The organism is Flavimobilis rhizosphaerae (genome assembly GCF_014852685.1).
In the GTDB taxonomy this organism is placed as follows: domain Bacteria; phylum Actinomycetota; class Actinomycetes; order Actinomycetales; family Cellulomonadaceae; genus Flavimobilis; species Flavimobilis rhizosphaerae.
The window spans coordinates 147,260-169,496 of record NZ_JACZDF010000006.1; the positions used below are offsets into that span (position 1 = coordinate 147,260).

Below are 22,237 nucleotides of genomic sequence, written 5' to 3' on the forward strand. Positions count from 1 at the left end.
GTAACACCCACCAGCGATGCTGACCAGCACCGCTGAGAGGATGTCTCCATGTCCAAGCGCTATCCCCGAGAGTTCCTCGGGCGGCGTCGTGCGCGTCGCCCTCGCGCGCGGCCCCGGCGTGCCGCTGGCACGCATCGCCGCCGACTTCGGCGTCGACAAGTCCTCCTTGCAGAACTTCGATCAGAGAGGCCTCTGCGGCCGCCCCCGCCGCGACGGCCGCAGAGGTCCCCTCTGAGGCCCTGGAGGCTCGCGAGCTGCGTCGCCGGGTCAAGCTGCTGGAGCAGGAGAACGAGGTCCTGCGACGGGCTGCGGCCTACTTCGCTCAGGCGCACCTGCCGGGAAGATGACCTACCCGCTCGCCGGAGAACTTGCCGCTGACGGTGTCCCCGTCGCGGTGACGTGCCGGGTGCTCGGGTCTCGCCCGCCAGCCCTACTACCGCTGGCTCAAGGCTCCCATCACCTCCTCCGAGATCACGCAGGCCTACCGCGCGAACGCGCTGATCGACGCCCATCGTGACGACCCGGAGTTCGGCCACCGTTTCCTGGCCGACGAGGCTCGCGCGGCCGGGCATCCAATGGCTGATCGCACTGCGTGGCGTATCACCTCGGCCAACGGCTGGTGGTCGTCGTTCGGCAAGAAGAAGAGCAAGAACGGCCGTCGCCCGGGCCCTCCGGTCCACGACGACCTGTGCGCTCGCACTGATGAGCACGGGCGCGTCCGGCACGTCTTCGCGGCCGACGGCCCGAACGAACTGTGGTTGACCGACATCACCGAGCACACGACTCCCCGAGGGCAAGGTCGACATGTGCGCGATCACGGACGCGTTCTCCGGGAGGATCGTCGGGTATGCGATCGACTCTCGGATGAAGTCTCGGCTGGTCGTGCGTGCGATCGAGAACGCGGTGGCGATGCGCGGGAACGTGGCCGGATGCATCGCGGGCTCCGACCGGGGAAGTCAGTTCCGCAGCCGCAAGGTGCTGCGGGCCCTGGCCCGTCACGGGCTCCCCGTGTCCATGGGCCGGGTCGGTGCGGCCGGCGACAACGCGGCGATGGAGCCGTTCTTCGCGCTGCTGCAGAAGAACGTCCTTGATCGCCGTTCGTGGAGGACGCGATCGGAGCTGCGGATCGCGATCGTCACCTGGATCGAGAGGACCTATCACCGTCGCCGGCGGAAGCTCCGTCTGGGGCGGTTGACCCCGATCGAGTTCGCGACCATCATGACCACTCAGGTCGCACTCGCAGCCTGAACCTGACTGTCACCTATCCGTGCAGCAGTCCCGTGGGCGCTGGTCGGGCGCCTGCCCGGGCCGCTCCCAGGAAATCAGCGGGCGCCCCGCAGCCTCTGGCCGAGCTCCATCGAGACCCGCTGACCCTGGCGGCCTGAGGTGTGCGGTTCAAGAATCTGTCCGAAACCGCCGACGCAGCCAGTTGCCATCTACTAGCGTGTGAGTCGCAACCGGACAACAGGGGGGACCATGCGTAGAGGTGCCAAAGCCGCGACGATGGCGGCGGTGGTCATCACGGCCTCACTCGGGTACGTAGCCGCAACTAGCCCGTTCACAGACGAGGGCGACACCCTAACGTCAGCCGCCGTACTGAACCGGGCGCAGGTCGAGCGGATCGACACGTCCCCGAACAAGGGACGAGTCGCGTTGCCGGCAGCCGAGCCGCCTCTCCTGGAGTTCGTCCAAGCGGTCCGCACGAAGCAGTCGGCGTCCGAGGTCCACTTCCAGGAGCGCGGCACTTTCGTCGTCGTCTGTGGCGGGACCGACGATGCGGACAGCGCGTGCGACGCTGAGACCGCCACCGTCTTCCGAGAGGAAGACGTGAACGGGCAGCGAGTTCGGGTCGCCTGGATCGTGTCCGACGACGCGACGGCGAAGGTCGGTCAGGTCGCCTCCGACGATGACCGGGCGGAGATCGAGAAGTTCTGGGCTGGTGTCGACCTCCAGCTGGGCATGCCCGCCTGGCTCTACGACTTCGCGTGACCCTGACGAGGGCCCCGTTCCGTCCGTCTCGGCGAGGTCTCGCTATCGGTTCTCGCTGAAGGATGCTTGTGCGGAAGGCCTCGTCGTCGCAGGTCCCGCCCCGCCGCATGAGTGGCACTGTGCGAGGCGGAAGCGGCTAGCTCGCCTCGATCTCGGCCGGCCCCGTCTCGGTTTCACCCGCCGTGCGCTTCTGGGCGGCACGCTCCGCGATGCTCAGCGAGACCTTCTCAGTGGCTTCGAGTGCACGTCCGCGTGTCTCGACGGCTGCGGTCTTGGCCCGATCGAGCGTCTCCGTGCTGAACGAACGCGCAGACTCGAGACTCTCGGCGCCGGTCTCGAGCACCTTGTCGCGCAGTTCCCCGGCGGCCTCGGCCCAGCGGCGGGCGCGCACCTGCTCCTGCTCGACCGTGATTCCCACCGTGGTGTGGAACGCAGTTACCTTTTCGTGCACGCTGTTGCTCGATCCGACGATCGTGCGAGCAGTCGTTGGGTGAAGGAGGACCTTGCCGTTCGCAGTCTTGGCGGCGGCTTCGATCCGTGTGAGGAGCAGTCCCGTCGCGACGCCGATCGTCTCGAGCCGACGGGTCCTCGCTGCTTCGAGACCTTGGCGGTGGGTGTCGACCGTTGACGGGTTGAGCTCGAATGCTCGGTCGATCTCGAGGACTGCGATCGAGTCGAGCAGCTGGAAGCAACGTGCGAGCACGGCGAGCCACTCCCGTACGCGCGCATCGACGTCGGCCACGTTCTTCGCGAGGTCGCCGAGCTTGGCCTTCGCCTCGACCTTGCTGGCGAGCGCGTCGATCTGTCGAAGAGCGTAGGCCTGCGTGACGGAGATCGTTCCAGGGAGCTGCTGCACCTTGTTCCAGGTCAGCTCGTCCGTCGTCCCGTGCGCGGACCGCACGGTGAGCGCCTCGTCGATCATGAGTCCAGCGCCGATCATCTCTGCCAGCGCTGCATCTTTCTGCGCGCGGAGGATGTCGTCGATCTTCTCGTCGATGACCGCGAGGTAGTCGGTGATCTCATCCATCTTCTGCTGCATCGCGTACTGCGACATCATGCCGGCGAGACCGCCGAGCGCAGCAGGATTGCCGACGAGCGTCCCGAGCTCCTGGGGGCCCTTGGTGAACTCGACGAGAGCCTTGATCCGCCCAGTCTCTGGCGACGTGACGGTGCCCAGGCTGAGCCCGGTCGTGCGGCTCTTCATGAGACCGAACTGCTTGATCTGCCGTGCCGACTTCTCGCTGATCTGCACCCAGCGTCCCGAGTTCTCGGCGATCGTCGCGCCAGCCTGACCAGCTCCGCTGATGCCGCCGAAGATGCTCGAGAGCCTCGATGTCGACATCTCTGTGGACTCGAGCTCGTGCGAGGTGAGGAAGAGCTCGATCGCACTCTGCGGTCCGATGACAGCCAGACCGTTGCCGTCGCTGATGAGCTGGATCTCGTCCGACATGCCGTTCTCTCCCTGACCTCGTTCTGCTGCCGGAGTGTTCCGTGCTGCGTTGCCTCCCTTCGATATCGGCACGTTCGAGCGTCCGGATGAGGACCTGTTGGGTTCTGCATCACGTGTGGGTTCTGCATCACGTGCCGAGCCGAGAATGCACCCGAGGCGCGTGATCGCGCCAGCTGTGGGACTGGTCGCAGCGCCGGTGCTGTGGGAGGACCGGTCGAGGTGCTGGCCAGGTCGATAGTGCCCCACGCAAGCACGCGTGCTGGATGCGCGAGTCGACCGCTACAAGGCTCCGACACCACGGCCCCGCCCCGCGGGCCGCACCACGGCCCGAAGCGCACGCCTCAGCTCGGCGATGGCCACGGCAAGATCCTCACGACGACGTGCGCGATCCCGGGCCTTCCGGGCCGCGATCTCTTTGTGCTCGTAGTTGTCGGCGACGTCGACAAGCCACGTTGCGTCGGTGAGCGCCTCCGCCCAGGCCTCGGCGTCGGAGGGTGCGACTGCGCGCAGCCATTCGCGCCACCGGAGGATGCGCGCTTCCGTGCTCGTGTCGAGCACGTCGACGACGGCGGACCACGTCGTCGTCCGTCGGCGAGCAGGACCACGCGTCACCTGGTCGGGGCCGACTGCGTCGAGGATGCGGCGCAGTCGCACGGAGAGAAGCGACCGCGACGGTTCGAGGCGGGGCGCGCTCATGACGGCGCGGACCGCCGCGTGGCCCGTGCGCGTGGCGAGGACGTCTTCGAGGTGGCGGCAGGTGTCGCACGTGAGGCGGCGGGCGCGGGCCTCGCTCGGCACCCAGGCCCCGGCAAGGCATGCGTGACACAGCTGGAGGGCGCGGACACCGTGGGCGTGGTGTCGGGCGTGGGACGTGGTGGCCGGGGTCGGCAGCCGCAGAAAGCCGCGCTCGTCGAGCGTCGTGCGGGGATCGATGTTCATGGGGTCGCTCCGGTGGTTCGCTCTTCCCGTCACGGTCGTGACGGGCCGGTCTTCCTCCTGGGGCACCGTGCGCGAGAGCGCGGTTGCCGGACCAGCACGCGGAGGGCGTGTCGCTGATCGCTCATGACCTGTCGAGGACGCTACCCCGAGCCACCGACATTCGCGGAACTGCGGCCGCTCACCGCACCCGTTCCATCCGGTAGTGCAGTCGCACCGCGACCGTCCGGCGCAGCCGCAGCACGTGGTCGGTGCGCCGGACCCCCTCGTCGTCGACGAGCACGCGGAACGTCTTGTGGAGCCGCCATGTGCCAGCGGGACGTGCGCTCACGCCCGGACGAAGAGCTCCGCGGGTTTGCCGCGGGCGCCGCGGCGCAGCTCGCCCGTGGCGCGCAGCCCTGGGAGCATCGTGCGCCGGAACGTATCGGCGTTGACGCGTTCCCCTGTGACCGCTTCGTGGAGCACGCGCAGGTCCCGCACGGTGAAGGGTTCGGGGCCGAGCAGTCCGCGCGGGTCGGGGCGCGCGGCGTGCTCGGCGCGCAGGTCGTCGACGGCCGCGTCGAGGATCGCGCGGTGGTCGTAGGGCAGCGGCGGGACCTCGGCGACGGGGACGATGCGGGTCGTGGCCGTGCGGGGGATGCGGTCGGCACGGACAGCGTCGACGTGCGCAACCGAGAGCACCCAGCCGCGGTCGTCACGGTCCGGGGCGTCGAACACGTGCAGCTGGCGCGGGTCGAGGCCGTCGACTCCGGCCTTCGTGCGCAGCGCGCGCAACGCTGCTTCGCGCAGCGTCTCGCCGGGGTGGAGGAACGTGCCGGGCAGCGCCCAGCCCGACGTGCGGTGGGCGCGGGACTCGGGGGTGAGCAGAACGCACAGCGCGTTGTCCTCGACGGTGAGCACGGCGGTGTCGACGGCGACGGACGGCCGCGGGTAGTCGGTGAGCGTGCGGCCATGGCTGTCGCGGTAGGCGGGGGTGTCGTCGGGCATGGACCAACTTTAGGCGACTGTTGCGCAATAGGGCGAGGGTGTGTCATGCTCGACCCAGTAGTTAGACGATAATCGAGCAAAAGACTTCGGGAGGCACCATGCACCTCACGTCCCACCAGACCGATCGCGCGATCGGCGCGATCCTCGGCTCCGCCGCGGGCGACGCCCTCGGCTCCCAGTACGAGTTCGGCCCCGCGCACGACGACAGCTTCACTCCCGTCCAGGGCGTGGGAACCTTCGGCCACGCGGTCGGGGAGTGGACCGACGACACCTCGATGGCCCTGTCGATCCTCCGCGTCCTCGCGGGCGACCTCGACCCGAGCACCCCGAGCGACATCGACCCCGGCACCCTCCCGTTCCCCACGCTCGACGACACCGGCGCGCACCTCGCGATCGTCCGCGAGTGGATCGAATGGTCCCGGACCGCCAAGGACGTCGGCAACCAGACCCGTGCGGTCCTCGACAGCACCGCACACCTGCTCCACATCGGCGATCTTGAGGTCGAGGACCTCTCCGACGTCAGCAACCTCCGGATGCTCCCGGGGCGCGCCGCCCGCGAGCACCACAATCGCGCGGGGCGCAGCGCCGGCAACGGCGCGCTCATGCGCACGGGCCCCGTCGGGCTCGCCGGCATCGCCGCCGCCGCACGCACCGGACGACCCCGCACCGACCGTGACCTCGTCGCACGCGCCGCGGGCGCGATCGCGAGCCTCACCCACTGGGAGGCGGACAACACCGACGCGTGCGTCCTGTGGTCCCTCGCGATCGAGCACGCGATCCTCACCGGCGAGCTCGACGTTGCCCGCGGCCTCGACCACGTCCCCGCGGGCAAGCCCCGCGACCGCTGGGCCCGGATCATCGACGCCGCGCTCGCCGACGGCGCCCACCCGCGCGACTTCGCCGCACGCAACGGCTGGGTCGTCGCCGCGTTCCAGGCCGCGCTCGCAGCCGTCGCGGGCGCCGACGACTACCGCGAGGCGATGTACCGCGCGGTCCGCGGAGGCAACGACACCGACACCGTCACCGCCATTGCCGGCGCGCTCGCAGGTGCCCTCTGGGGACAGACCCAGATCCCCGGCACGTGGCTGCGCCGCCTGCACGGCTGGCCCGGGACCGACGCCAACGGGCTCGTACGCCTCGCCGCGCTCGCGGTCCGCAACGGCGAGCCCGACGGACAGGGCTGGCCGTCGGCACCGAGCACGCTCACCCCGGGGCTCAAGGTCACCGCGCCTGTGCGCCACCCGCTCGACGACGGCGTGTGGCTCGGCTCGCAGGGGGCCCTCGACGCGCTGCCCGCAAGCGTCGGCGCCGTCGTCTCCCTGAGCCGTGTCGGCACCGCCGAGGTGCCCGACGGGCTCGAGTCCGTCCGCGTGCGGCTCATCGACAGCGAGGGGCACAACCTCAACCTCGAGCGCACGCTCACCGACGTCGTCGACGTCATCGCCGAGATCCGCGCCGAGGGCACCGAGGTGTTCGTCCACTGCGCCGAGGCACGCTCGCGAACCGCGGCGGTCGCCGCTCTCTACGGCACCCGCCACCGCGGAGCCACGCTCGAGGACGCGTGGGACGCGGCACGGCGCGCGCTGCCGCTGTGTGAGCCCGAGAGGTTCCTCCGCGAGGCGGTGGGTCGGCTCGCAGCCTGCGCGGACCGCCCCGGGTCGACGGCCTGACCGTGCCGGGCGCACGACGGCTGTCGACTGGCCGGCCGCGGCGGTCGAGCCCGCACACGATCGCCGCCCCGCACACCCTTGGAGGAGGTGTGCGGGGCGGCGGTTCCGAGGCCGGGGCACCCCTGCCTGGCTCTCGGTCGACCACGGCGTCCCGTGGTACGTGGTGGCCGGCGTCCGCGACGGGGGGATGCGGACGCCGGCGGTTTCAGACGGGCAGCTCCGTGAGGGCCTGCTCGACGCCGACCTCGAGGATGCGCGCGGCGTGCGTCGCGACCTCGTCGGCGAGCCGGTCGCGGCAGCCGTCGCAGTCCGTTACCCAGCCGGCCGCGGCGATCGAGGCGCGGACCCACGCGGGCACGTCGGCCGGGTCAAACGCTTCGCGGATCGCGGCGACGACGGCCGCGTCGTCGTGCGGCTCGAAGCCCTCGGGGCCGCGCACGTAGAGGGTGAGGAGCGCGGCGGCCGCGAACGCGGTGCGCGGCGCCTCGCGCCCGTCCTTGAATGCGGAGAGCAGGACGGGAAGGTTGCGCGCGCCCCACTTCGACACCGAGTTGAGCGCGATGTCCGCGAGCCGGTGGTGGAGGTAGGGGTTGCCGAAGCGCTCGACGATCTTCGCGGCGAACGTCCGCAGCTCCTCGCGCGGCTCGGAGATCGACGGCAGCACCTCGTCCTCGAGCAGCGCGTCGAGGTAGGCACGCACGTCGGGCCGCTCGAACGCCTCGCGCACGGACTCGCACCCGAGCTGCAGGCCGACCGCCGCCATCGCCGTGTGGAGGCCGTTGAGGATCTTGACCTTCTTCGCGCGGAACGGGCGGATGTCCGTCATGAACTGCACGGGCTGCCCGGCGCGGTCGAGCGGCAGCACCTGCTGGACGACGGGGTCGCCGCCGATCGCCCACACGCCGAAGTACTCGCCCTTGACGACGACGTCGTCGGCGAAGCCGATCTCCGCCTGGATGTCCGCGATCTCGTCGCGCGGGTACCCGGGCACGATGCGGTCGACGAGCGTGTCGTGGAACGAGTTCGCCTCGAGCACCCAGCGCTCGAACTCGGCGCCGTAGCCCGCGGCGCGCGCGTGCCGCAGCACGTACTCGCGCAGCGTCGTCGCGTTGTCCTCGATGAGCTCGCAGCACACGATCCGCAGGCCAGCGGACGCGGCGCCGCCGAACGCGACGAAGCGGTCGTGGAGGAGCGCCGTGATCTTCGCGGGGAACGACGCGGGCGGCTGCGCCGCCACGTCGTCGCCCTCGACCCACGCGATGCCGGCCTCCGTCGTGTTCGAGACGATGACCTCGAGCTCGGGGGAGAGGTACAGCTCGCGGTACGCGTCGAACTGCTCGTGCGACCGCACGATGCGCTGGATGACGTCGACGCGCGTGAACTCCCGCACCGGCTCCCCGTCGCGCACGCCCTCGAGGAGCACGTGGTAGAGGCCGTCCTGCTCCTCGAGCAGCTCGAGCGCACGGTCCGGGCCGGGCGTCGCGTGGACGACGGCGACACCGGCGTTCATGACGCCCGCTGTGTTCGCGGCGTGGATCATCTGGTCGACGAAGGCGCGCAGGAAGTTGCCGCCGCCGAACTGCAGGACGGTGATCGGGCGGGCCGTGCGCTCCGCGGTCGCGGCGGACAGGCGGGGCAGGGTCGTGGTCGTCACTGGGCGTCTCCGGCGCGGTAGGCGAGGCGAGGCAGGTGGTAGGCGAGGTCCGCGGCCGTGTCGACGGCCTCGTCGAGCGTGAGCCGGTGCTCGGCGACGAGCCGCGCGAGGTAGCCGGCATCGACCCGGCGCGCGAGGTCGTGGCGCGCGGGGATCGAGCAGAACGCGCGCGTGTCGTCGACGAAGCCCGACATGTTCGCGAAGCCCGCGGTCTCGGTGACGGCCTCGCGGAAGCGACGCATCGCGTCGGGCGCGTCGAGGAACCACCACGGCGCGCCGAGCCGCACGGACGGGAACACGCCCGCGAGCGGCGCGAGCTCGCGCGAGTACACGGTCTCGTCGATCGTGAAGAGGATCGTCCGGAAGTTCGGGTGGTGCCCGAAGGCCTCGAGCATGGGGCGCACGCCGCGCGCGTAGTCGACGGCGAGCGGGATGTCGTACCCCTTGTCCGGGCCGAGGCGCCGGTGGACGGCCTGGTCGAAGTCCCGCAGCACACCCGGGTGGATCTGCATGACGAGCCCGTCCTCGGCAGCCATCGCCGCCATCTGGAAGAGCATGTGGCCCGCGAAGGCCCGCGCCCCGGCGGACGTCGTCCGACCGGTGCGTGCCGCGGCGTAGAGGCGCGCGGCCTCCGCCTCGTCGAGCGGCGTCGTGTCGACGCCGAGGTGCCCGTGGTCGGTCGCGAGCGCGCCCGCCGCGACGAAGCGTGCGCGCTGGACGCGCAGCGCCTCGAGGAACCCAGCGTACGTTGACACGTCGACGCCTGCGGCCGCGCCGAGCAGGTCGACGTCGTCCACCCACGTCGGCCGGTCGAGGTGGCACACCGCGTCGGGCCGGAACGTCGGCAGGACGCGCGAGCCGAAGCCCTCCGCCGCGAGGCGCCCGTGGGCGTCGAGCGTGTCCCACGCGTTGTCGGTCGTCGCGATCGTCTCGATGTTGAAGCGGTCGAGCAGCGCCCGCGGACGGAACGAGTCCTCGCGCAGGACCGACTCGATGCGGTCGTAGATCGCGTCCGCCGTCGCCTCGCTCGGAACCTCGCGCACGCCGAAGATCTCGACGAGCTCGTGCTCGAGCCAGAACCGCGACGGTGTCCCACGGAAGTGCTTCCAGCCCGCGCAGAAGCGCCGCCAGATCGTCCGCGGGTCGCTCTCCGCGGGCGGCGCCGACGGGTCGAGCGGCCGCACGCCGAGGTCCTCGGGGCGTGCCCCCTGCGAGACGAACATCCGCACGACGTAGTGGTCGGGGACGACGAGGAGCTCCGCCGGGTCGCTGAACGGCCGGTCCTCGGCGAACCACTCGACCGGGACGTGACCGTGCATCGAGACGATCGGCAGGTTGGCGACCGAGCCGTAGATCTCGCGCGCGATCGCGCGCACGCCGGGCTCGGCGGGCAGCGCCCGGTCGGGGTGGAGGGTGAGGGTGGCGTCCACGGTGGACGACGGCGACGGCATGGGTTGCTCCAGGTGGTGCAGGTCGAGGAGGGCGGTGCAGGTGGGGGATGTGCGGGCGTCAGGCCCGGCGCCGGTGCATCTCGGCGGAGAGCAGGAGGAACGGTCCGACGCCCTTGTGGTCGTTCGTGACGATGGGCTCGCTCATGTAGTACGCGTACGTGCCGTCCCGGCGGGTCGCGCCGCCAAGGCCGGCGACCTCGCACATGCGGTGGACGTTGACCCAGCCCTCCGCCGTGACGGTGAGGAACCGTTCGGTCGCGTGCGCCCAGCCGGTCTCGAGCGCCCGCTCCCACTCCTCGCCCGCGAGCAGCCCCGTCCGCAGGGACTTGGCGATCGCCGTGAGGATCATGAGCGAGCCCGAGGACTCGAGGTAGTTGAGCGGCCGGCCCGGCTGGTCGGGGATCTGGTACCAGAGGTTCGTCGCCGGGTCGGCGTGCCGCTGGACGGCCTCGAGCAGCGCGACGAGGTTCGCGTGGACCTTGTCGCGGCCCTCGACGTCCGCCGGCAGGTGCTCGAGCGTGTCGACCATCGCCATGGCGAACCAGCCGAGCGCCCGCAGCCAGACGTGCGGTGAGTGCCCCGTGTCCGGGTCGGCCCAGTACATCGACCGGGTCTCGTCGTACGCGTGGACGCACAGCCCCGAGGGCAGGACGCTCGCGTCGTACGCGGCGAGGAACTGGTGGACGACGTCGGGCAGCAGCTCGGGCCGGTCGAACGCACGCGCGGCCCGCGCGTAGAACACCGAGCCCATGTAGAGGCCGTCGAGCCACATCTGACGCGGGTAGATCTGCTTGTGCCAGAAGCTCCCGTTGTCGAGGCGCGGCTGGTGCTCGAGCTGGTCGAGGAGCGTGAGGGCGGCCGTGCGGTAGCGCTCGTCGCCCGTCTCCTCCCAGAGGGAGAGGACGGCCTTGCCGTTGTTGACGTGGTCGAGGTTCCACTCGTCACGCACGTACCCGTGGATCGCGCCGTCCGGGCCGACGAACGCGTCGATGTTCTCTTTGACATAGTCGAGGAACCGCTGCTCGCCCGTCGCGGCCGCGATCTCGCGGACGCCGTCGAGCACGAGCCCGTCCTCGTAGCGCCACTTCCGTGCGGGGCTGATGCTCGGCTCACGGCCGAGCATCGTCTCGGCGCCGAGCCGGGCCCAGTCCGCCGTCGGTCCTCCGTAGGAGGGGTACGTCGTGGCGTCGGTCGGGGCGGTCATCGTGGGCCTCCTGGTGGGCGTGGTGCGGGGGATGCGGGTGCGCTGGACGCGCGAGAGGACGGGTGGCATCGGGCCGTCGGGCGGTGGCCGGCGGAGCGGGGCCGCGTCAGCGGACGAGCCAGCCGCCGTCGACGGGGATGATCGCGCCGTTGAGGTAGTCCGAGGCGGGCGACGCGAGGAACACGAACGCGCCCTGGAGGTCCGCGGGGGTGCCCCAGCGGGCCGCGGGGATGCGGTCGAGGATCGACTTCTCGCGGGCCGCGTCGGCGCGGATCGGCGCGGTGTTGTCGGTCGCCATGTACCCCGGTGCGATGGCGTTGGCGTTGACGCCGTGCGCCGCGAGCTCGTTCGCGAAGGACTTCGTCACGCCTGCGACCGCGTGCTTCGAAGCCGTGTAGCCGGGGACGAGGATGCCGCCCTGGAACGAGAGCATTGATGCGATGTTGATGATCTTGCCCGAGCCCTGCGCGACGAAGCGGCGGCCTGCAGAACGCGAGAGGTGGAAGACGGCGTCGAGGTTGATCGCGAGGACGTCGTCCCAGTCCTTCGCGGGGTGCTCGAGGAGGGGCGCACGGCGGATGATGCCCGCGTTGTTGACGAGCACGTCGATCGAGCCGAGGTGCTCGACGACCCCGGCGACGATCGCGTCGAGGTCCTCCGGCGTGGCCTCGAGGAGGTTCGCCTCGATCGGGTACGCGCGGCGGCCGAGCGCCTCGATCTTCGCGACGGTCTCCTCCGTGCCGAGCAGGTCGAGGACGGCGACGTCAGCGCCGGCCTCGGCGAGCGCGAGCGCGGCGGCCTGTCCGAGACCGCGGGCGGCGCCCGTGACGAGGGCGACCTTGGAGTCGAGGCGGAAGGAGTCGAGGATCACGGGAGGTCTCCGGTGGTGAGGGTCGCGGGGGCGACAAAACGGGTGGTGAGGGAGCCGAGCCCGGTCGCGGTGATCGTCACCGCGTCGCCGTCGGCCAGCGGCACGTGCGAGGCCGAGGCCTCGGGGGTCTTGGCGGCCGAGCCGGTCGCGACGACGTCGCCCGGCTCGAGCGGGATGACCTGGCTGAGCAGGTGGAGGAGACGCGGCACCGGGAAGACCATCTGGGAGGTCGTCGCGCGGGCGACGACGACGCCGTCGCGCTCGACCTCGAGCTCGACGCCCGTGAGGTCGCCGGCCTCGTCGACCGTGACGACGGCCGGGCCGAGCTGGCCGAAGCCCGTGAAGTTCTTGCCGAGCGTCCACTGGCTCGTCGCGTGCTGCCAGTCGCGCGCTGTGACGTCGTCGTACAGGGTGTAGCCGGCGACGTGCGCGAGCGCATCGGCCTCGGCGACGTTGTCCATGCGGCGGCCGACGACGATGGCGATCTCGCCCTCGTAGTCGACCTGCGCGGGGATCCTCGGCAGGACGACGTCGTCGTGCGGGCCGCTGAGCGCGTTGCGCGTCTTGACGAAGACGTTGGGCGTCGTCGGCAGGGCGCCGTCGCGCGTGGGACCGCGGTGGCCTTCGTAGTTGTAGCCGATCGCGAGGACCTGGCCGGGGCGGACGGGCGGCGCGAGCCGCACGTCATCGAGCGCGGGGCACGCGGCGAGGTCTGCGGCGTCGATCGCGGCGCGGGCGGCGTCTGCGAGGGCGGGGTCCGTGAGGATGTCGAGCGTCGTGGCCGCGACGCCTGCGAGGTCGACGACACGCGTGGTGCCGGCGTGCTCGACGAGCGCTCCGGGGCGCTCGGAGCTCTCGTGGACGTGGGTGACGAGTCGCAACGGTCCTCCTGGGGACGGTGAGGGCGCGAGCCTTCGGGTGGGGGAGAGGTTGAGGGGCCTCGGGCCGGGACGGCCGGGCGGGTGGTGAAGGCGCCACGGGAGCGCGGGTGGTGCTGGCGCTGCAGGTGGTGCGGGTGATGCGGTGCGGGGACCGCGCGGTCCGGGTCGTGAGGCTGAGGGGCCCGGACCGCGCGGTCGACCTGGTGAGGCTGCTGCGATCAGGAGATCGCGGCGTTCATCTCCTCGATCCAGCGCTTGGCGCCATCGGCCGGCGTGATGTTGCCGAAGAGGACGTCGGAGTTCACTCGACCGGTGATCTCGGTGGCCTTGCCGGAGCCGACGGGCGGCACGGGCGTGCCGTCGACGATGTCGCCCTCGAGGCCGGAGACGAACTCGGCGCCGACGGTGTCGGCCTCGCTGAGCAGCGGGAGGACGGACGCGCGGACATCGGTGTTACCCGGCAGCCCGCGGTCGGTGAGGATGAGCTTGCCGGCCTCCTCCGAGTTGATGAGGAAGTCGATGAAGAGCTTGGCCTCCTCCGGGTGCTTCGTCTTGGCCGAGGCCGAGTAGAACATCGACGGCTTGAAGAACTGGCCGCCACGCTGGAACTGCGACTCGCCCGGTGCGCGGAGGATCTGCACGGGGCGGCCGGCAGCCTTGGAGATCGCGGGGAGCTGGTTCGACCAGAACCACGCCATCGCGCCCTTGCCGGACGCCGGGAGCGAACCCTCGACGCCCGCACCCTGGACCTCGGTCGAGACGGAGGCGTCGGGCGAACCCTTGCCGAGCAGGTCGACGGACCGCTGGAACCACTCGGTGACGGTCGCCTCGGAGACGCCGATCTTGCCGTCCTTCGTGAAGACCTCCTCGCCCTTCTGGCGCGCGAGGATCTTCAGCGTGACCTCGTTGAAGCTGTAGTTCTGGACGCCGTAGTACTTGCCGTCCGACTTCTCCGAGATCTCGTTCGCGGTCGCGACGTAGTCGTCCCACGTCCACTTCGTGTCGTCGGGGATCTCGACGCCGACCTCCTTGAAGATCTCCGGGTCGATGACGACGCCGTGGACGTTGATGCCCGTGGCGACGCCGTAGAGCTTGCCGTCGATCGAGCCGGAGTCGAGGATCGTGCTGTCGATCTTCGAGGTGTCGAGGCCGAGGCCCTTGAGGTCGAGCAGCAGGTCGCGCGTCGCGTACTCGGTGAGGAAGCGCTCCTCCTGCGTGATGACGTCCGGCAGGTTGCCGCCGGCCGCCGCGACGTTGAGCTTCTCGAAGTACGAGTCCCAGCTCGTGTAGTCAGGCGTGACCTTGATGTTCGGGTGCTTCTTCTCGAACTCGGCGATGACCTTCTGGGTCACCTCGTGGCGCGTGTCGGAGCCCCACCACGCGAACGTGATGTTGACCTTGTCGTCACCTGCCGCACCGGGTGCCTTGTCGTCGGAGTTGCAGGCGGCGAGCCCGAGGACGAGGGCGGAGGCCATCGCAGCCGCGGCGATGCGCCGGGTGCGGGTGGCAACCTTGGTGTTGGCCTTCATGGACGTCTCTCCTTTGATACGTGTCATGGCCTGGAACTTCCACGCAGGGCCCGGCGGGCCGTCTGCGTCACTTGATGCCCGTCGTGGCGATGCCCTTGACGAGGTACTTCTGCCCGAGGAGGAAGACGATGAAGATCGGGATGATCGTGACGATGGACATCGCGAACATCGGTCCCCACGAGCTACCTGACGACGAGTCGAGGAAGTTGCGCAGCGCGAGCGGCGCCGTCTTCATCTCGTCCGTCGTGAGGAAGATGAGCTGGCTGAAGAAGTCGTTCCACGTCCAGATGAACGTGAAGATCGCGGTGGTTGCGAGCGCGGGGGTCGCGAGGGGGAGCATGACCTGGCCGAAGATGCGGCCGTGGCCGCAGCCGTCGAGGCGTGCCGCCTCCTCGAGCTCCTTGGGGATCCCGCGGAAGAACTGGACCATGAGGAAGATGAAGAACGCGTCCGTGGCGAGGAGCTTGGGCACGATGAGCGGCCAGAACGTGTTGATCCAGTCGAGCTGGTTGAACATGATGTACTGCGGCACGATGAGGACGTGCACGGGGAGCATGATCGTGACGAGCATGATCATGAACCAGAGGTTGCGGCCCTTGAACTGGAGCCTCGCGAACGCGTAGGCGGCCATCGAGCAGCTGACGAGGTTGCCGACGAGGGCGCCAGCGACGATCGTCAGCGAGTTGAGCATGTACCGCGAGAACGACGTCTGGAACGCGTTCCACCCGTCGGGGTAGTTCTCGGGGTGCCACTGCGCCGGGATGATCGAGAGGTTGCGGAAGATCTCTTCGGTCGGCTTGAAGGATGCGCCGAGCATCCACAGCAACGGGTAGATCATGAGTGCCGCGGCCGCGATCATCACCGTGTGGCGGAGGACCGAGCGGGTGCGGGTGCGCCATAGGACGGGCGTCTTCACGGGACCGACCTCGGCGGCGAGCTCCGCGAGGCGGGAGGCCTGGTCGGGCTGGGGGGTCGTGGTGACCGACATCGACGGGTTCCTTTCAGTCCTCGTAGAACACCCAGAACTTCGAGACCCAGAAGTTCAGAGCGGTGAGGGCGAGGATGATGAGGACGAGGACCCACGCCATCGCGGAGGCGTAGCCCATGTTGAGGTTCTTGAAACCCTCCTGGTACAGGTACAGCGTGTAGAAGAGGGTCGAGTCCGAGGGGCCGCCGGTGCCGCCCGAGACGACGTACGCCTGCGTGAAGGCCTGGAACGAGCCGATGACCTGCATGACGACGTTGAAGAAGATGATCGGGCTGAGCAGCGGGAGCGTCACCGAGAAGAACTGCCGGCGCTTGGACGCGCCGTCGAGGGATGCTGCCTCGTAGTACATGTCGGGGATCTGTCGCAGACCGGCGAGGAAGATGATCATCGGGGAGCCGAACGTCCACACGTGCAGCAGGATGATCGTCCACAGTGCGGTGTCGGGATGCGAGATCCATCCCATGCCCTCGATGCCGAACAGGCCGAGGAAGGCGTTGAAGATGCCTTCCTTGCCGAAGACCTGGCGCCAGAGGATCGCGATCGCGACCGACCCACCCATGAGGGAGGGGAGGTAGAAGATCGAGCGGTAGAGGGACATGCCGCGCATGCCCCTGTTGAGGAGGATCGCGAGCCCGAGGGCCACGGAGAGCTGCAGTGGCACGCCGACCACGGTGTAGATCGCCGTGACCTGGAGCGACTTGTGGAGTCGCGGGTCGCTCAGCATGTCGATGAAGTTCTCGAGGCCGATGAAGTTCGGGGCCTGGAGGAGGTTGTAGTCGGTCATCGACAGGTACAGGGACGCGACCAGCGGGAACAGCGTGATCGCGAAGAGGCCGACGAACCATGGTCCGAGGAACACCAGCGCGGCGCGCCCATCGGCCTTGCGCAGGTTGGTGGTGGTCTTCGGCGTCGTGCCGCCGCGCTTCCTGCTCAGCGCGCGGAGCTCGCCCAGTGCTGACATGCACACTCCCTCGTGTGGTTCGGGACGTCAGTGTCCGTGGTTCCTGGGAACCGGTTGCTCTGAACATACACGACCTCGAGCGACTTGCAACACTCGAATCGTGGATGCGCTCTCTTTCGCGAGAACTAAGGGCTAGTGAACCCTCTGAGAGCGCGCTTCGCCGGGACGAACGGCCCAGTGCGGCGTGACCGGCTGCTGGACGCTATGGTTGCCCCTGAAACCCATTTCTCCACGGGAAGGCTCAACGATGAGCGACCTTGACCAGAACCCCACCGCACCCCGGCGAGGGGCGTCGGCCTCGACCGTCGCGGACGCGATCGTCGTCCCGACGTTCGCCCCGGTCCCCGCGGGACGCCCGCGCCGGCGCTACGCCGTCCTCGGCACGGGCCACCGCTCCGGCATGTACGTCGGCGCGATCACGGGCGACCACGCTGACGTCGCCGAGCTCGTCGCCTGGTGCGACACCAACCCCGGACGCATGGACTTCTACGACCGCGAGGTCGGCACCGCGCTCGGCCTCGACGGCCCGGCCGGGCTGCCGCAGTACGGCCCCGACGACCTCGAGCGCATGATCGCCGAGCAGCGCGTCGACGTCGTCATCGTCACGACTCCCGACCGGCTCCACGCCGAGCACGTCGCCCGCGCGCAGGCCGCCGGCGCGGACGTCGTCGTCGAGAAGCCGCTCACGACGACGGCCGAGGGCTCGCGCACGATCGCGGAGTCCGTCGCGGCGACCGGCCGCGACATCGTCATGACCTTCAACTACCGCTACGCGCCACGGAACTCCACGCTCCGCGAGATCATCGCGTCCGGCGCGATCGGCCGCCCCACGTCGGTCCACTTCGAGTGGGTGCTCGACACGGTCCACGGCGCCGACTACTTCCGCCGCTGGCACCGTGAGCGCGCGAACTCGGGCAGCCTGCTCATCCACAAGTCCTCGCACCACTTCGACCTCGTCAACTGGTGGCTCGACGACACGCCCGTGCGGGTCTACGCGTCGGCGCACCGTGACGTTTACGGGGACGGGCACGCCGAGGACCGCGGGCCGCGGCCCGCGCGCGGCTCGGAGGCCGAGGGCGACCCGTGGTCGCTTGACCTGCGCCGCGACCGGCGGCTGCGCGAGCTCTACCTCGAGTCAGAGCAGCACGACGGCTACGTCCGCGACCGTGACGTCTTCGACGCCGGCATCGACATCGAGGACAACGTCGCGGTCGTCGTCGACTACGCGGGCGGTGCGACGATGACGTACTCGCTCAACGCCCACAGTCCGTGGGAGGGCTACACGGTGTCGATCAACGGGACGCGCGGCCGCGTCGAGCTGCGCGTCGTCGAGCGCGGCGCGATCCGCGTCGACGGTGACGGACGTGTCGTCCTCGACCCGTCGGCGACTCCGGACGCCGTGCCGGTCGCGGCTTCCCGGCCCGAGGGTGAGCAGCTGCTCCTCCAGCGCCACTGGGAGGGCGCCGAGGAGGTTGCGATCCCGCAGGGTCGCGGCGGCCACGGCGGGGGTGACGCGATCCTCCTCATGGACGTCTTCCGCCGGGACCTGCGCGTCGGGGACGACCCGCTCGGGCGGGCCGCGGGCTTCGTCGACGGCGTCCGCGCGATCGCCGTCGGCGTCGCAGCCAACCGTTCGCTCGAGACCGGGCAGGCGGTCCTCGTCGACGACCTCGACCTCGGGACCGCTCTCACGCGATGACGACCCCGCGGCGCGCAGGATACTGCGCGCCGCGGGTCCCAGACCTCACCTCTTCCGACACTTAGGATGGCGACGTGCGAACCAGCAGAGCAGCGAGCGGTGGCGCGACGATCAGCGACGTGGCTGAGGCCGCGGGCGTCTCGCGTGCGACCGTCTCCCGCGTGATGAACGGCCTGCGCGGCGAGGACGAGCTCACGCGTCGTGTCCGCGAGGTCGCGGAGCGTCTCGCGTACCGGCCGTCGGTGACCGCGAGATCGCTGTCGCTCGGGCGCACGCTCGCGGTCGGCGTCGTGGTGCCCGACCTCGCCAACCCCATGTTTCAGGCGGTGCTGCGCGCGGTGACGGACGGTGCCTACCGCGCGGGCTACGGCGTCGTCATCGCGGAGACCGCGGGTCGTGACGAGCGGGAGGTCGACGTCGTGCGCGCGACGCGGGCGCGGTGCGACGCGCTCGTGCTCGTCTCGCCGCAGATGTCGGACGCGGCGCTCGAGGCGGCTTCGGCGGAGCTTGGTCCTCTCGTCCTCGTCAACCGGTCGCTGCCGGGCTCGCGCATCGCGTCGGTCAACGTCGACTATGCCGAGGCCATGTACACGGTGCTCGAGCACCTCGTCGGGCTGGGGCACGACTCGATCGCCTACCTCCAAGGGCCGCCGACGAGCCCCTCGAACCGAGCGCGTCTCGAGGGGGTCGACGAAGCACAGGTGTCGTTCGGCGGCACGAGCCTCGTGACGCTCCCGTGCGGGCCGACGGTCGCCGACGGCTACGCGGCGGCCGAGGCGGTTCTCGCGACGCGTGCGACCGCGGTCGTCGCGTACAACGACCAGGTGGCGTTCGGCCTGCTCGCGCACCTCGGCGAGCTCGGTGTCTCGGTGCCCGAGGATGTTTCGGTCGTCGGCTTCGACGACATCGAGCTGGCGCGGTACTCGTCGCCGTCGCTCACGACGGTCCACGTGCCGCACGACGAGCTCGGTGCGCACGCGTGGGAGCGTCTCGGCGCGCAGTTCGCGGGCAAGGCCGCAGTCGCCGACGACCACGAGTCGGACACGCTCACGGAGATCCTGCCGACGCGCCTCGTCGTGCGGGCGTCGTCGGGCCCGGCTCCCGCGGGGAGCGCGAGCGCCGCCGCGGCGGCACGTCGCACGCCGCGGCCCGAGGGTCTCGCGTGGGTGGTCGACGGGGCCGACACGGTGCTCGCCGCAGGGGAGTCGCGGCTCGCGCGGTACCGCGAGGGGGCGTCGATGACCGACGTCCACTCGCCGCGTCCGCACCTGCACCCGGTGCGTTCGCTCTCGGGGACGCGGATCACGGCGGCATCGCCCGCCGACCGTCGTCATCATCAGGGGCTGTCGATCGCGCTGCCCGACGTCGCTGGTACGAACTTCTGGGGCGGTCGGACGTACGTCCCGGGGGAGGGCATGCGTGTCCTCGGGGACCACGGCCGTCAGGTGCGGCTGTCCACGGAGATCGTCGAGGGGCGGCCGGGCCGGCTTGTCGAACGTGTCGAGTGGCGCGGCAGTGACGGCGAGGTGCTGCTCGACGAGGAGCGGACGCTCGACGGCGAGCTGCTCGACGGCGACGCGGGCTGGGCGCTGCGGTGGTCGAGCGAGCTCACGGCGCGTCGGGCCCTGACGATCTCGAACCCTGCCGAGGATTCGGGGTCCCTTCCGGGCTATGGCGGGATCTTCTGGCGGTTCGCGCCCGCGGACGAGCACCGGGTCGCGTCGAGCCTCGGCACGGGCGAGGTCGTCCACGGCTCGCGCTCACCGTGGCTCGTCGTCGCCGCGCGTCACGGGGTGGCGTGGACGACGGTCGTGCTCGTGCAGGACCGTGGCCGGCCGTGGTTTGTGCGGACGACGCCGTACCTCGGGGCGGGGCCGGCGGTCGCGTCGGGTCGTCCGATCGAGCTGGGCGAGGGGCACCCCTTGGCGGTCCGGCTTGCGGCGGTCGTGCTCGACGGGCTCCACAGCCCGTCGTCGGTCGCGGAGCGGTGGTACCCGTTCGGAGCGCGGCTGCTCGCCGAGTCCTGACCTCGTCGTGCGGCGTTGCTCACTGCTGCCCGGCGTGGTGCGGAACCGGTTTCCACGCTAGTATCTAGGCGCACCCAAGCTTCTCCGCGGCTCGCTGGCGAGTCGACGGCAACCGGTTGCTCCGGGTGTCGAGGAAAGGACCACACATGACGGACCAGCGCACGGACGCCCTCCCGGGCGTCCTGCTCCTGCGGACCGGGGATGATGTCGCGGTCGCGACCCGCGCCCTCGAGCCCGGTGACGAGATCGCCCCCGACGGCACACCCGTCGTCGTGACGACCTCCGTCCCCCGCAGTCACAAGGTCGCGCTCCGCGACCTGCCCGCAGGCGCCCCCGTCCACAAGTACGGGCAGGTCATCGGCGTGACGACCGAGCCCGTGCCTGCCGGCGCCCACGTCCACTCGCACAACCTCGTCTTCGAGGAGGGCGAGCGGACGCACGAGCTCGGCGGCACCCACACCGAGCTCGAGATCCCCGCCGGCCCTCGGCCCACGTTCCGCGGCTACCGCCGCGCCGACGGCCGCGTCGGCACCCGCAACTACATCGCGATCCTCACGAGCGTCAACTGCTCCGCCTCGACCGCGAAGATGATCGCCGCGCAGTTCCCCGACAGCGCCCTCGAGGCGTTCCCGAACGTCGACGGCGTCGTCGCGCTCACCCACCAGTCCGGCTGCGGCCTCGTCCCCGAGTCCGAGGGCGGCGCGCTCCTCCTGCGCACGCTCCGCGGGTACGCCGCCCACCCCAACATCTCCGCGATCCTCGTCCTCGGGCTCGGCTGCGAGATGATCCTCACTTCCCAGCTGAGCACGCGCTCCGGCGCGGGCGCGGGCCCCGAGATCCTCCTCGGCATGCCGACGATCGGGGCACCACGGCCCGGCAACGAGCTCCTTGCCGACATCCCCGCGGACACGCTCGTCGAGACCATGACGATCCAGGAGACCGGCGGTGTCCGCGCGAGCGTCCGCGCGGGCGTCGAGGCGATCCGACGCATGCTCCCCGAGGTCGACAAGCGCCGCCGCGAGGACGTCGACGTCTCCGAGCTCGTGCTCGCCCTCAACTGCGGCGGGTCCGACGGCTACTCGGGGATCACCGCGAACCCCGCGCTCGGATGGGTGTCCGACCGGCTCGTCGCGTACGGTGCGACCTCCGCGCTCGCCGAGACCCCCGAGGTCTTCGGTGCCGAGCACCTCCTCACCCGGCGCGCGCGCACGCCCGAGGTCGCGCAGAAGCTCCTCGACCAGATCGAGTGGTGGAAGGGCTACGCCGCCGCCGGAGGCGGGTCCCTCGACAACAACCCGTCGCCCGGCAACAAGGCCGGCGGGCTCACGACGATCCTCGAGAAGTCGCTCGGCGCCGTCGCCAAGGGCGGGCAGGCCGACCTCTCCGAGGTCTACGACTACGCCGAGCCGATGGCGCCCCACGCAGGCTTCGTCTTCATGGACACGCCCGGCTACGACCCCGTGTCCGTCACGGGCCTCGTCGCGGGCGGCGCGAACGTCGTCGTCTTCACGACGGGGCGTGGCTCCGTCTTCGGCTGCCGCCCCGCGCCGTCGATCAAGGTCGCGACGAACACCGAGATGTACGAGCGCATGAGCGAGGACATGGACGTCAACGCGGGTCGGATCGTCGACGGCACCGCGACGCTCGAGGAGGTCGGGCAGGAGCTCTTCGACCTCGTGCTCGCCGTCGCGTCCGGCGAGCAGACCGTGAGCGAGGAGCTCGGCATCGGCGTCGAGGAGTTCGTGCCCTGGCACATGGGCACCGTCACCTGACGTTCGCGATGCGGACTCGCGTCGTCCGCATCGCGAGCGCGTCGACGCAGCACGGCGAAGGCCCCGGTCCCCGGACCGGGGCCTTCGCCGTCGTTCGCGATGGATTGGCGCTGATCTGCGCAAACATCCCATGTTGCGCTCTTTACCAGTAGCGGACACCTGTGAGAT

Annotated in this window: 17 protein-coding genes, 1 pseudogene and 1 riboswitch; of the genes and pseudogenes, 6 read left to right on the forward strand and 12 right to left on the reverse strand. The window is 70.5% G+C overall.

Features of this window, described 5'->3' with window-relative positions; translation table 11 throughout:
* Positions 1-40 precede the first annotated feature (40 nt).
* Both IGS67_RS11350 and IGS67_RS11355 read left to right on the forward strand, forming a co-directional pair.
* Positions 41-1,248: pseudogene (locus IGS67_RS11350) on the forward strand (IS3 family transposase).
* 264 nt (positions 1,249-1,512) lie between these two features.
* Complete coding sequence (locus IGS67_RS11355; RefSeq protein WP_192281048.1) at positions 1,513-1,989, forward strand: hypothetical protein; 477 nt, start codon at positions 1,513-1,515, stop codon at positions 1,987-1,989.
* 136 nt (positions 1,990-2,125) lie between these two features.
* Here IGS67_RS11355 and IGS67_RS11360 read toward each other — a convergent pair whose 3' ends face one another.
* The 4 genes from IGS67_RS11360 to IGS67_RS11375 form a co-directional block, all read right to left on the reverse strand.
* Positions 2,126-3,439, reverse strand: a complete 1,314-nt coding sequence (locus IGS67_RS11360; protein ID WP_192281050.1) for a hypothetical protein — start codon at positions 3,437-3,439, stop codon at positions 2,126-2,128.
* A gap of 279 nt (positions 3,440-3,718) precedes the next feature.
* The gene (locus tag IGS67_RS11365; protein WP_192281052.1) at positions 3,719-4,378 is read right to left on the reverse strand and encodes a hypothetical protein; all 660 of its coding nucleotides are present in this window, start codon (positions 4,376-4,378) and stop codon (positions 3,719-3,721) included.
* Between the two features lie 14 nt (positions 4,379-4,392).
* Positions 4,393-4,507: riboswitch (SAM riboswitch) on the reverse strand.
* A gap of 49 nt (positions 4,508-4,556) precedes the next feature.
* On the reverse strand, positions 4,557-4,706 hold the full coding sequence (locus IGS67_RS11370) for a hypothetical protein (protein WP_192281054.1): 150 nt from the start codon (positions 4,704-4,706) through the stop codon (positions 4,557-4,559).
* The gene (locus IGS67_RS11375; protein ID WP_192281056.1) at positions 4,703-5,362 is read right to left on the reverse strand and encodes an NUDIX hydrolase; all 660 of its coding nucleotides are present in this window, start codon (positions 5,360-5,362) and stop codon (positions 4,703-4,705) included. Before IGS67_RS11375 ends, IGS67_RS11370 begins: the two co-directional genes overlap by 4 nt.
* A 98-nt stretch (positions 5,363-5,460) precedes the next feature.
* Between IGS67_RS11375 and IGS67_RS11380 the strand changes: the two genes are divergently transcribed.
* Entirely contained in the window at positions 5,461-7,032 is a 1,572-nt protein-coding gene (locus tag IGS67_RS11380; protein ID WP_192281058.1) for an ADP-ribosylglycohydrolase family protein, read from the forward strand.
* 205 nt (positions 7,033-7,237) lie between these two features.
* On the opposite strand, the gene IGS67_RS11385 is transcribed toward IGS67_RS11380, so the two are convergent.
* The 8 genes from IGS67_RS11385 to IGS67_RS11420 form a co-directional block, all read right to left on the reverse strand.
* Positions 7,238-8,686, reverse strand: coding sequence for a tagaturonate reductase (locus IGS67_RS11385; protein WP_192281061.1), 1,449 nt, complete (start codon positions 8,684-8,686; stop codon positions 7,238-7,240).
* Entirely contained in the window at positions 8,683-10,137 is a 1,455-nt protein-coding gene (gene uxaC / locus IGS67_RS11390) for a glucuronate isomerase (RefSeq protein ID WP_192281064.1), read from the reverse strand. Before uxaC ends, IGS67_RS11385 begins: the two co-directional genes overlap by 4 nt.
* A 58-nt stretch (positions 10,138-10,195) precedes the next feature.
* The gene (locus IGS67_RS11395; protein WP_192281067.1) at positions 10,196-11,341 is read right to left on the reverse strand and encodes a glycoside hydrolase family 88/105 protein; all 1,146 of its coding nucleotides are present in this window, start codon (positions 11,339-11,341) and stop codon (positions 10,196-10,198) included.
* 106 nt (positions 11,342-11,447) lie between these two features.
* Positions 11,448-12,212 (reverse strand): 2-dehydro-3-deoxy-D-gluconate 5-dehydrogenase KduD, encoded by a 765-nt coding sequence (gene kduD / locus IGS67_RS11400; RefSeq protein ID WP_328742522.1) that lies wholly within the window; start codon positions 12,210-12,212, stop codon positions 11,448-11,450.
* Positions 12,209-13,093 carry a fumarylacetoacetate hydrolase family protein gene (locus IGS67_RS11405; protein WP_192281070.1) on the reverse strand — a complete coding sequence of 295 codons (885 nt, stop codon included), beginning with the start codon at positions 13,091-13,093 and terminating at the stop codon, positions 12,209-12,211. The genes kduD and IGS67_RS11405 overlap by 4 nt, the downstream gene beginning before the upstream one ends.
* A 218-nt stretch (positions 13,094-13,311) precedes the next feature.
* Positions 13,312-14,622: an ABC transporter substrate-binding protein gene (locus tag IGS67_RS11410; protein ID WP_192281073.1), complete on the reverse strand. Its 1,311-nt coding sequence runs from the start codon at positions 14,620-14,622 to the stop codon at positions 13,312-13,314.
* A gap of 67 nt (positions 14,623-14,689) precedes the next feature.
* Positions 14,690-15,610, reverse strand: a complete 921-nt coding sequence (locus IGS67_RS11415) for a carbohydrate ABC transporter permease (protein WP_192281076.1) — start codon at positions 15,608-15,610, stop codon at positions 14,690-14,692.
* 13 nt (positions 15,611-15,623) lie between these two features.
* Positions 15,624-16,571 carry a carbohydrate ABC transporter permease gene (locus IGS67_RS11420; protein WP_192281079.1) on the reverse strand — a complete coding sequence of 316 codons (948 nt, stop codon included), beginning with the start codon at positions 16,569-16,571 and terminating at the stop codon, positions 15,624-15,626.
* 247 nt (positions 16,572-16,818) lie between these two features.
* On the opposite strand from IGS67_RS11420, the gene IGS67_RS11425 reads away from it, so the two are divergent.
* The 3 genes from IGS67_RS11425 (at position 16,819) to IGS67_RS11435 (ending at position 22,069) form a co-directional block, all read left to right on the forward strand.
* Positions 16,819-18,270, forward strand: a complete 1,452-nt coding sequence (locus IGS67_RS11425; protein ID WP_192281083.1) for a Gfo/Idh/MocA family protein — start codon at positions 16,819-16,821, stop codon at positions 18,268-18,270.
* 74 nt (positions 18,271-18,344) lie between these two features.
* Positions 18,345-20,297, forward strand: a complete 1,953-nt coding sequence (locus IGS67_RS14440; protein ID WP_328742528.1) for a DUF6807 family protein — start codon at positions 18,345-18,347, stop codon at positions 20,295-20,297.
* A gap of 146 nt (positions 20,298-20,443) precedes the next feature.
* The gene (locus IGS67_RS11435) at positions 20,444-22,069 is read left to right on the forward strand and encodes a UxaA family hydrolase (RefSeq protein WP_192281086.1); all 1,626 of its coding nucleotides are present in this window, start codon (positions 20,444-20,446) and stop codon (positions 22,067-22,069) included.
* Positions 22,070-22,237 lie beyond the last annotated feature (168 nt).

Excerpts from the sequence above, each read along its gene's own strand:
- IGS67_RS11415 (WP_192281076.1), bottom strand. The coding sequence starts at position 15,610 with ATGTCGGTCACCACGACCCCCCAGCCCGACCAGGCCTCCCGCCTCGCG.
- IGS67_RS11420 (WP_192281079.1), bottom strand. The coding sequence starts at position 16,571 with ATGTCAGCACTGGGCGAGCTCCGCGCGCTGAGCAGGAAGCGCGGCGGC.
- IGS67_RS11395 (WP_192281067.1), bottom strand. The coding sequence starts at position 11,341 with ATGACCGCCCCGACCGACGCCACGACGTACCCCTCCTACGGAGGACCG.
- IGS67_RS11375 (WP_192281056.1), bottom strand. The coding sequence starts at position 5,362 with ATGCCCGACGACACCCCCGCCTACCGCGACAGCCATGGCCGCACGCTC.
- IGS67_RS11360 (WP_192281050.1), bottom strand. The coding sequence starts at position 3,439 with ATGTCGGACGAGATCCAGCTCATCAGCGACGGCAACGGTCTGGCTGTC.
- IGS67_RS11410 (WP_192281073.1), bottom strand. The coding sequence starts at position 14,622 with ATGAAGGCCAACACCAAGGTTGCCACCCGCACCCGGCGCATCGCCGCG.
- IGS67_RS11380 (WP_192281058.1), top strand. The coding sequence starts at position 5,461 with ATGCACCTCACGTCCCACCAGACCGATCGCGCGATCGGCGCGATCCTC.
- IGS67_RS11425 (WP_192281083.1), top strand. The coding sequence starts at position 16,819 with ATGAGCGACCTTGACCAGAACCCCACCGCACCCCGGCGAGGGGCGTCG.
- IGS67_RS11365 (WP_192281052.1), bottom strand. The coding sequence starts at position 4,378 with ATGAACATCGATCCCCGCACGACGCTCGACGAGCGCGGCTTTCTGCGG.
- IGS67_RS11435 (WP_192281086.1), top strand. The coding sequence starts at position 20,444 with ATGACGGACCAGCGCACGGACGCCCTCCCGGGCGTCCTGCTCCTGCGG.
- uxaC (WP_192281064.1), bottom strand. The coding sequence starts at position 10,137 with ATGCCGTCGCCGTCGTCCACCGTGGACGCCACCCTCACCCTCCACCCC.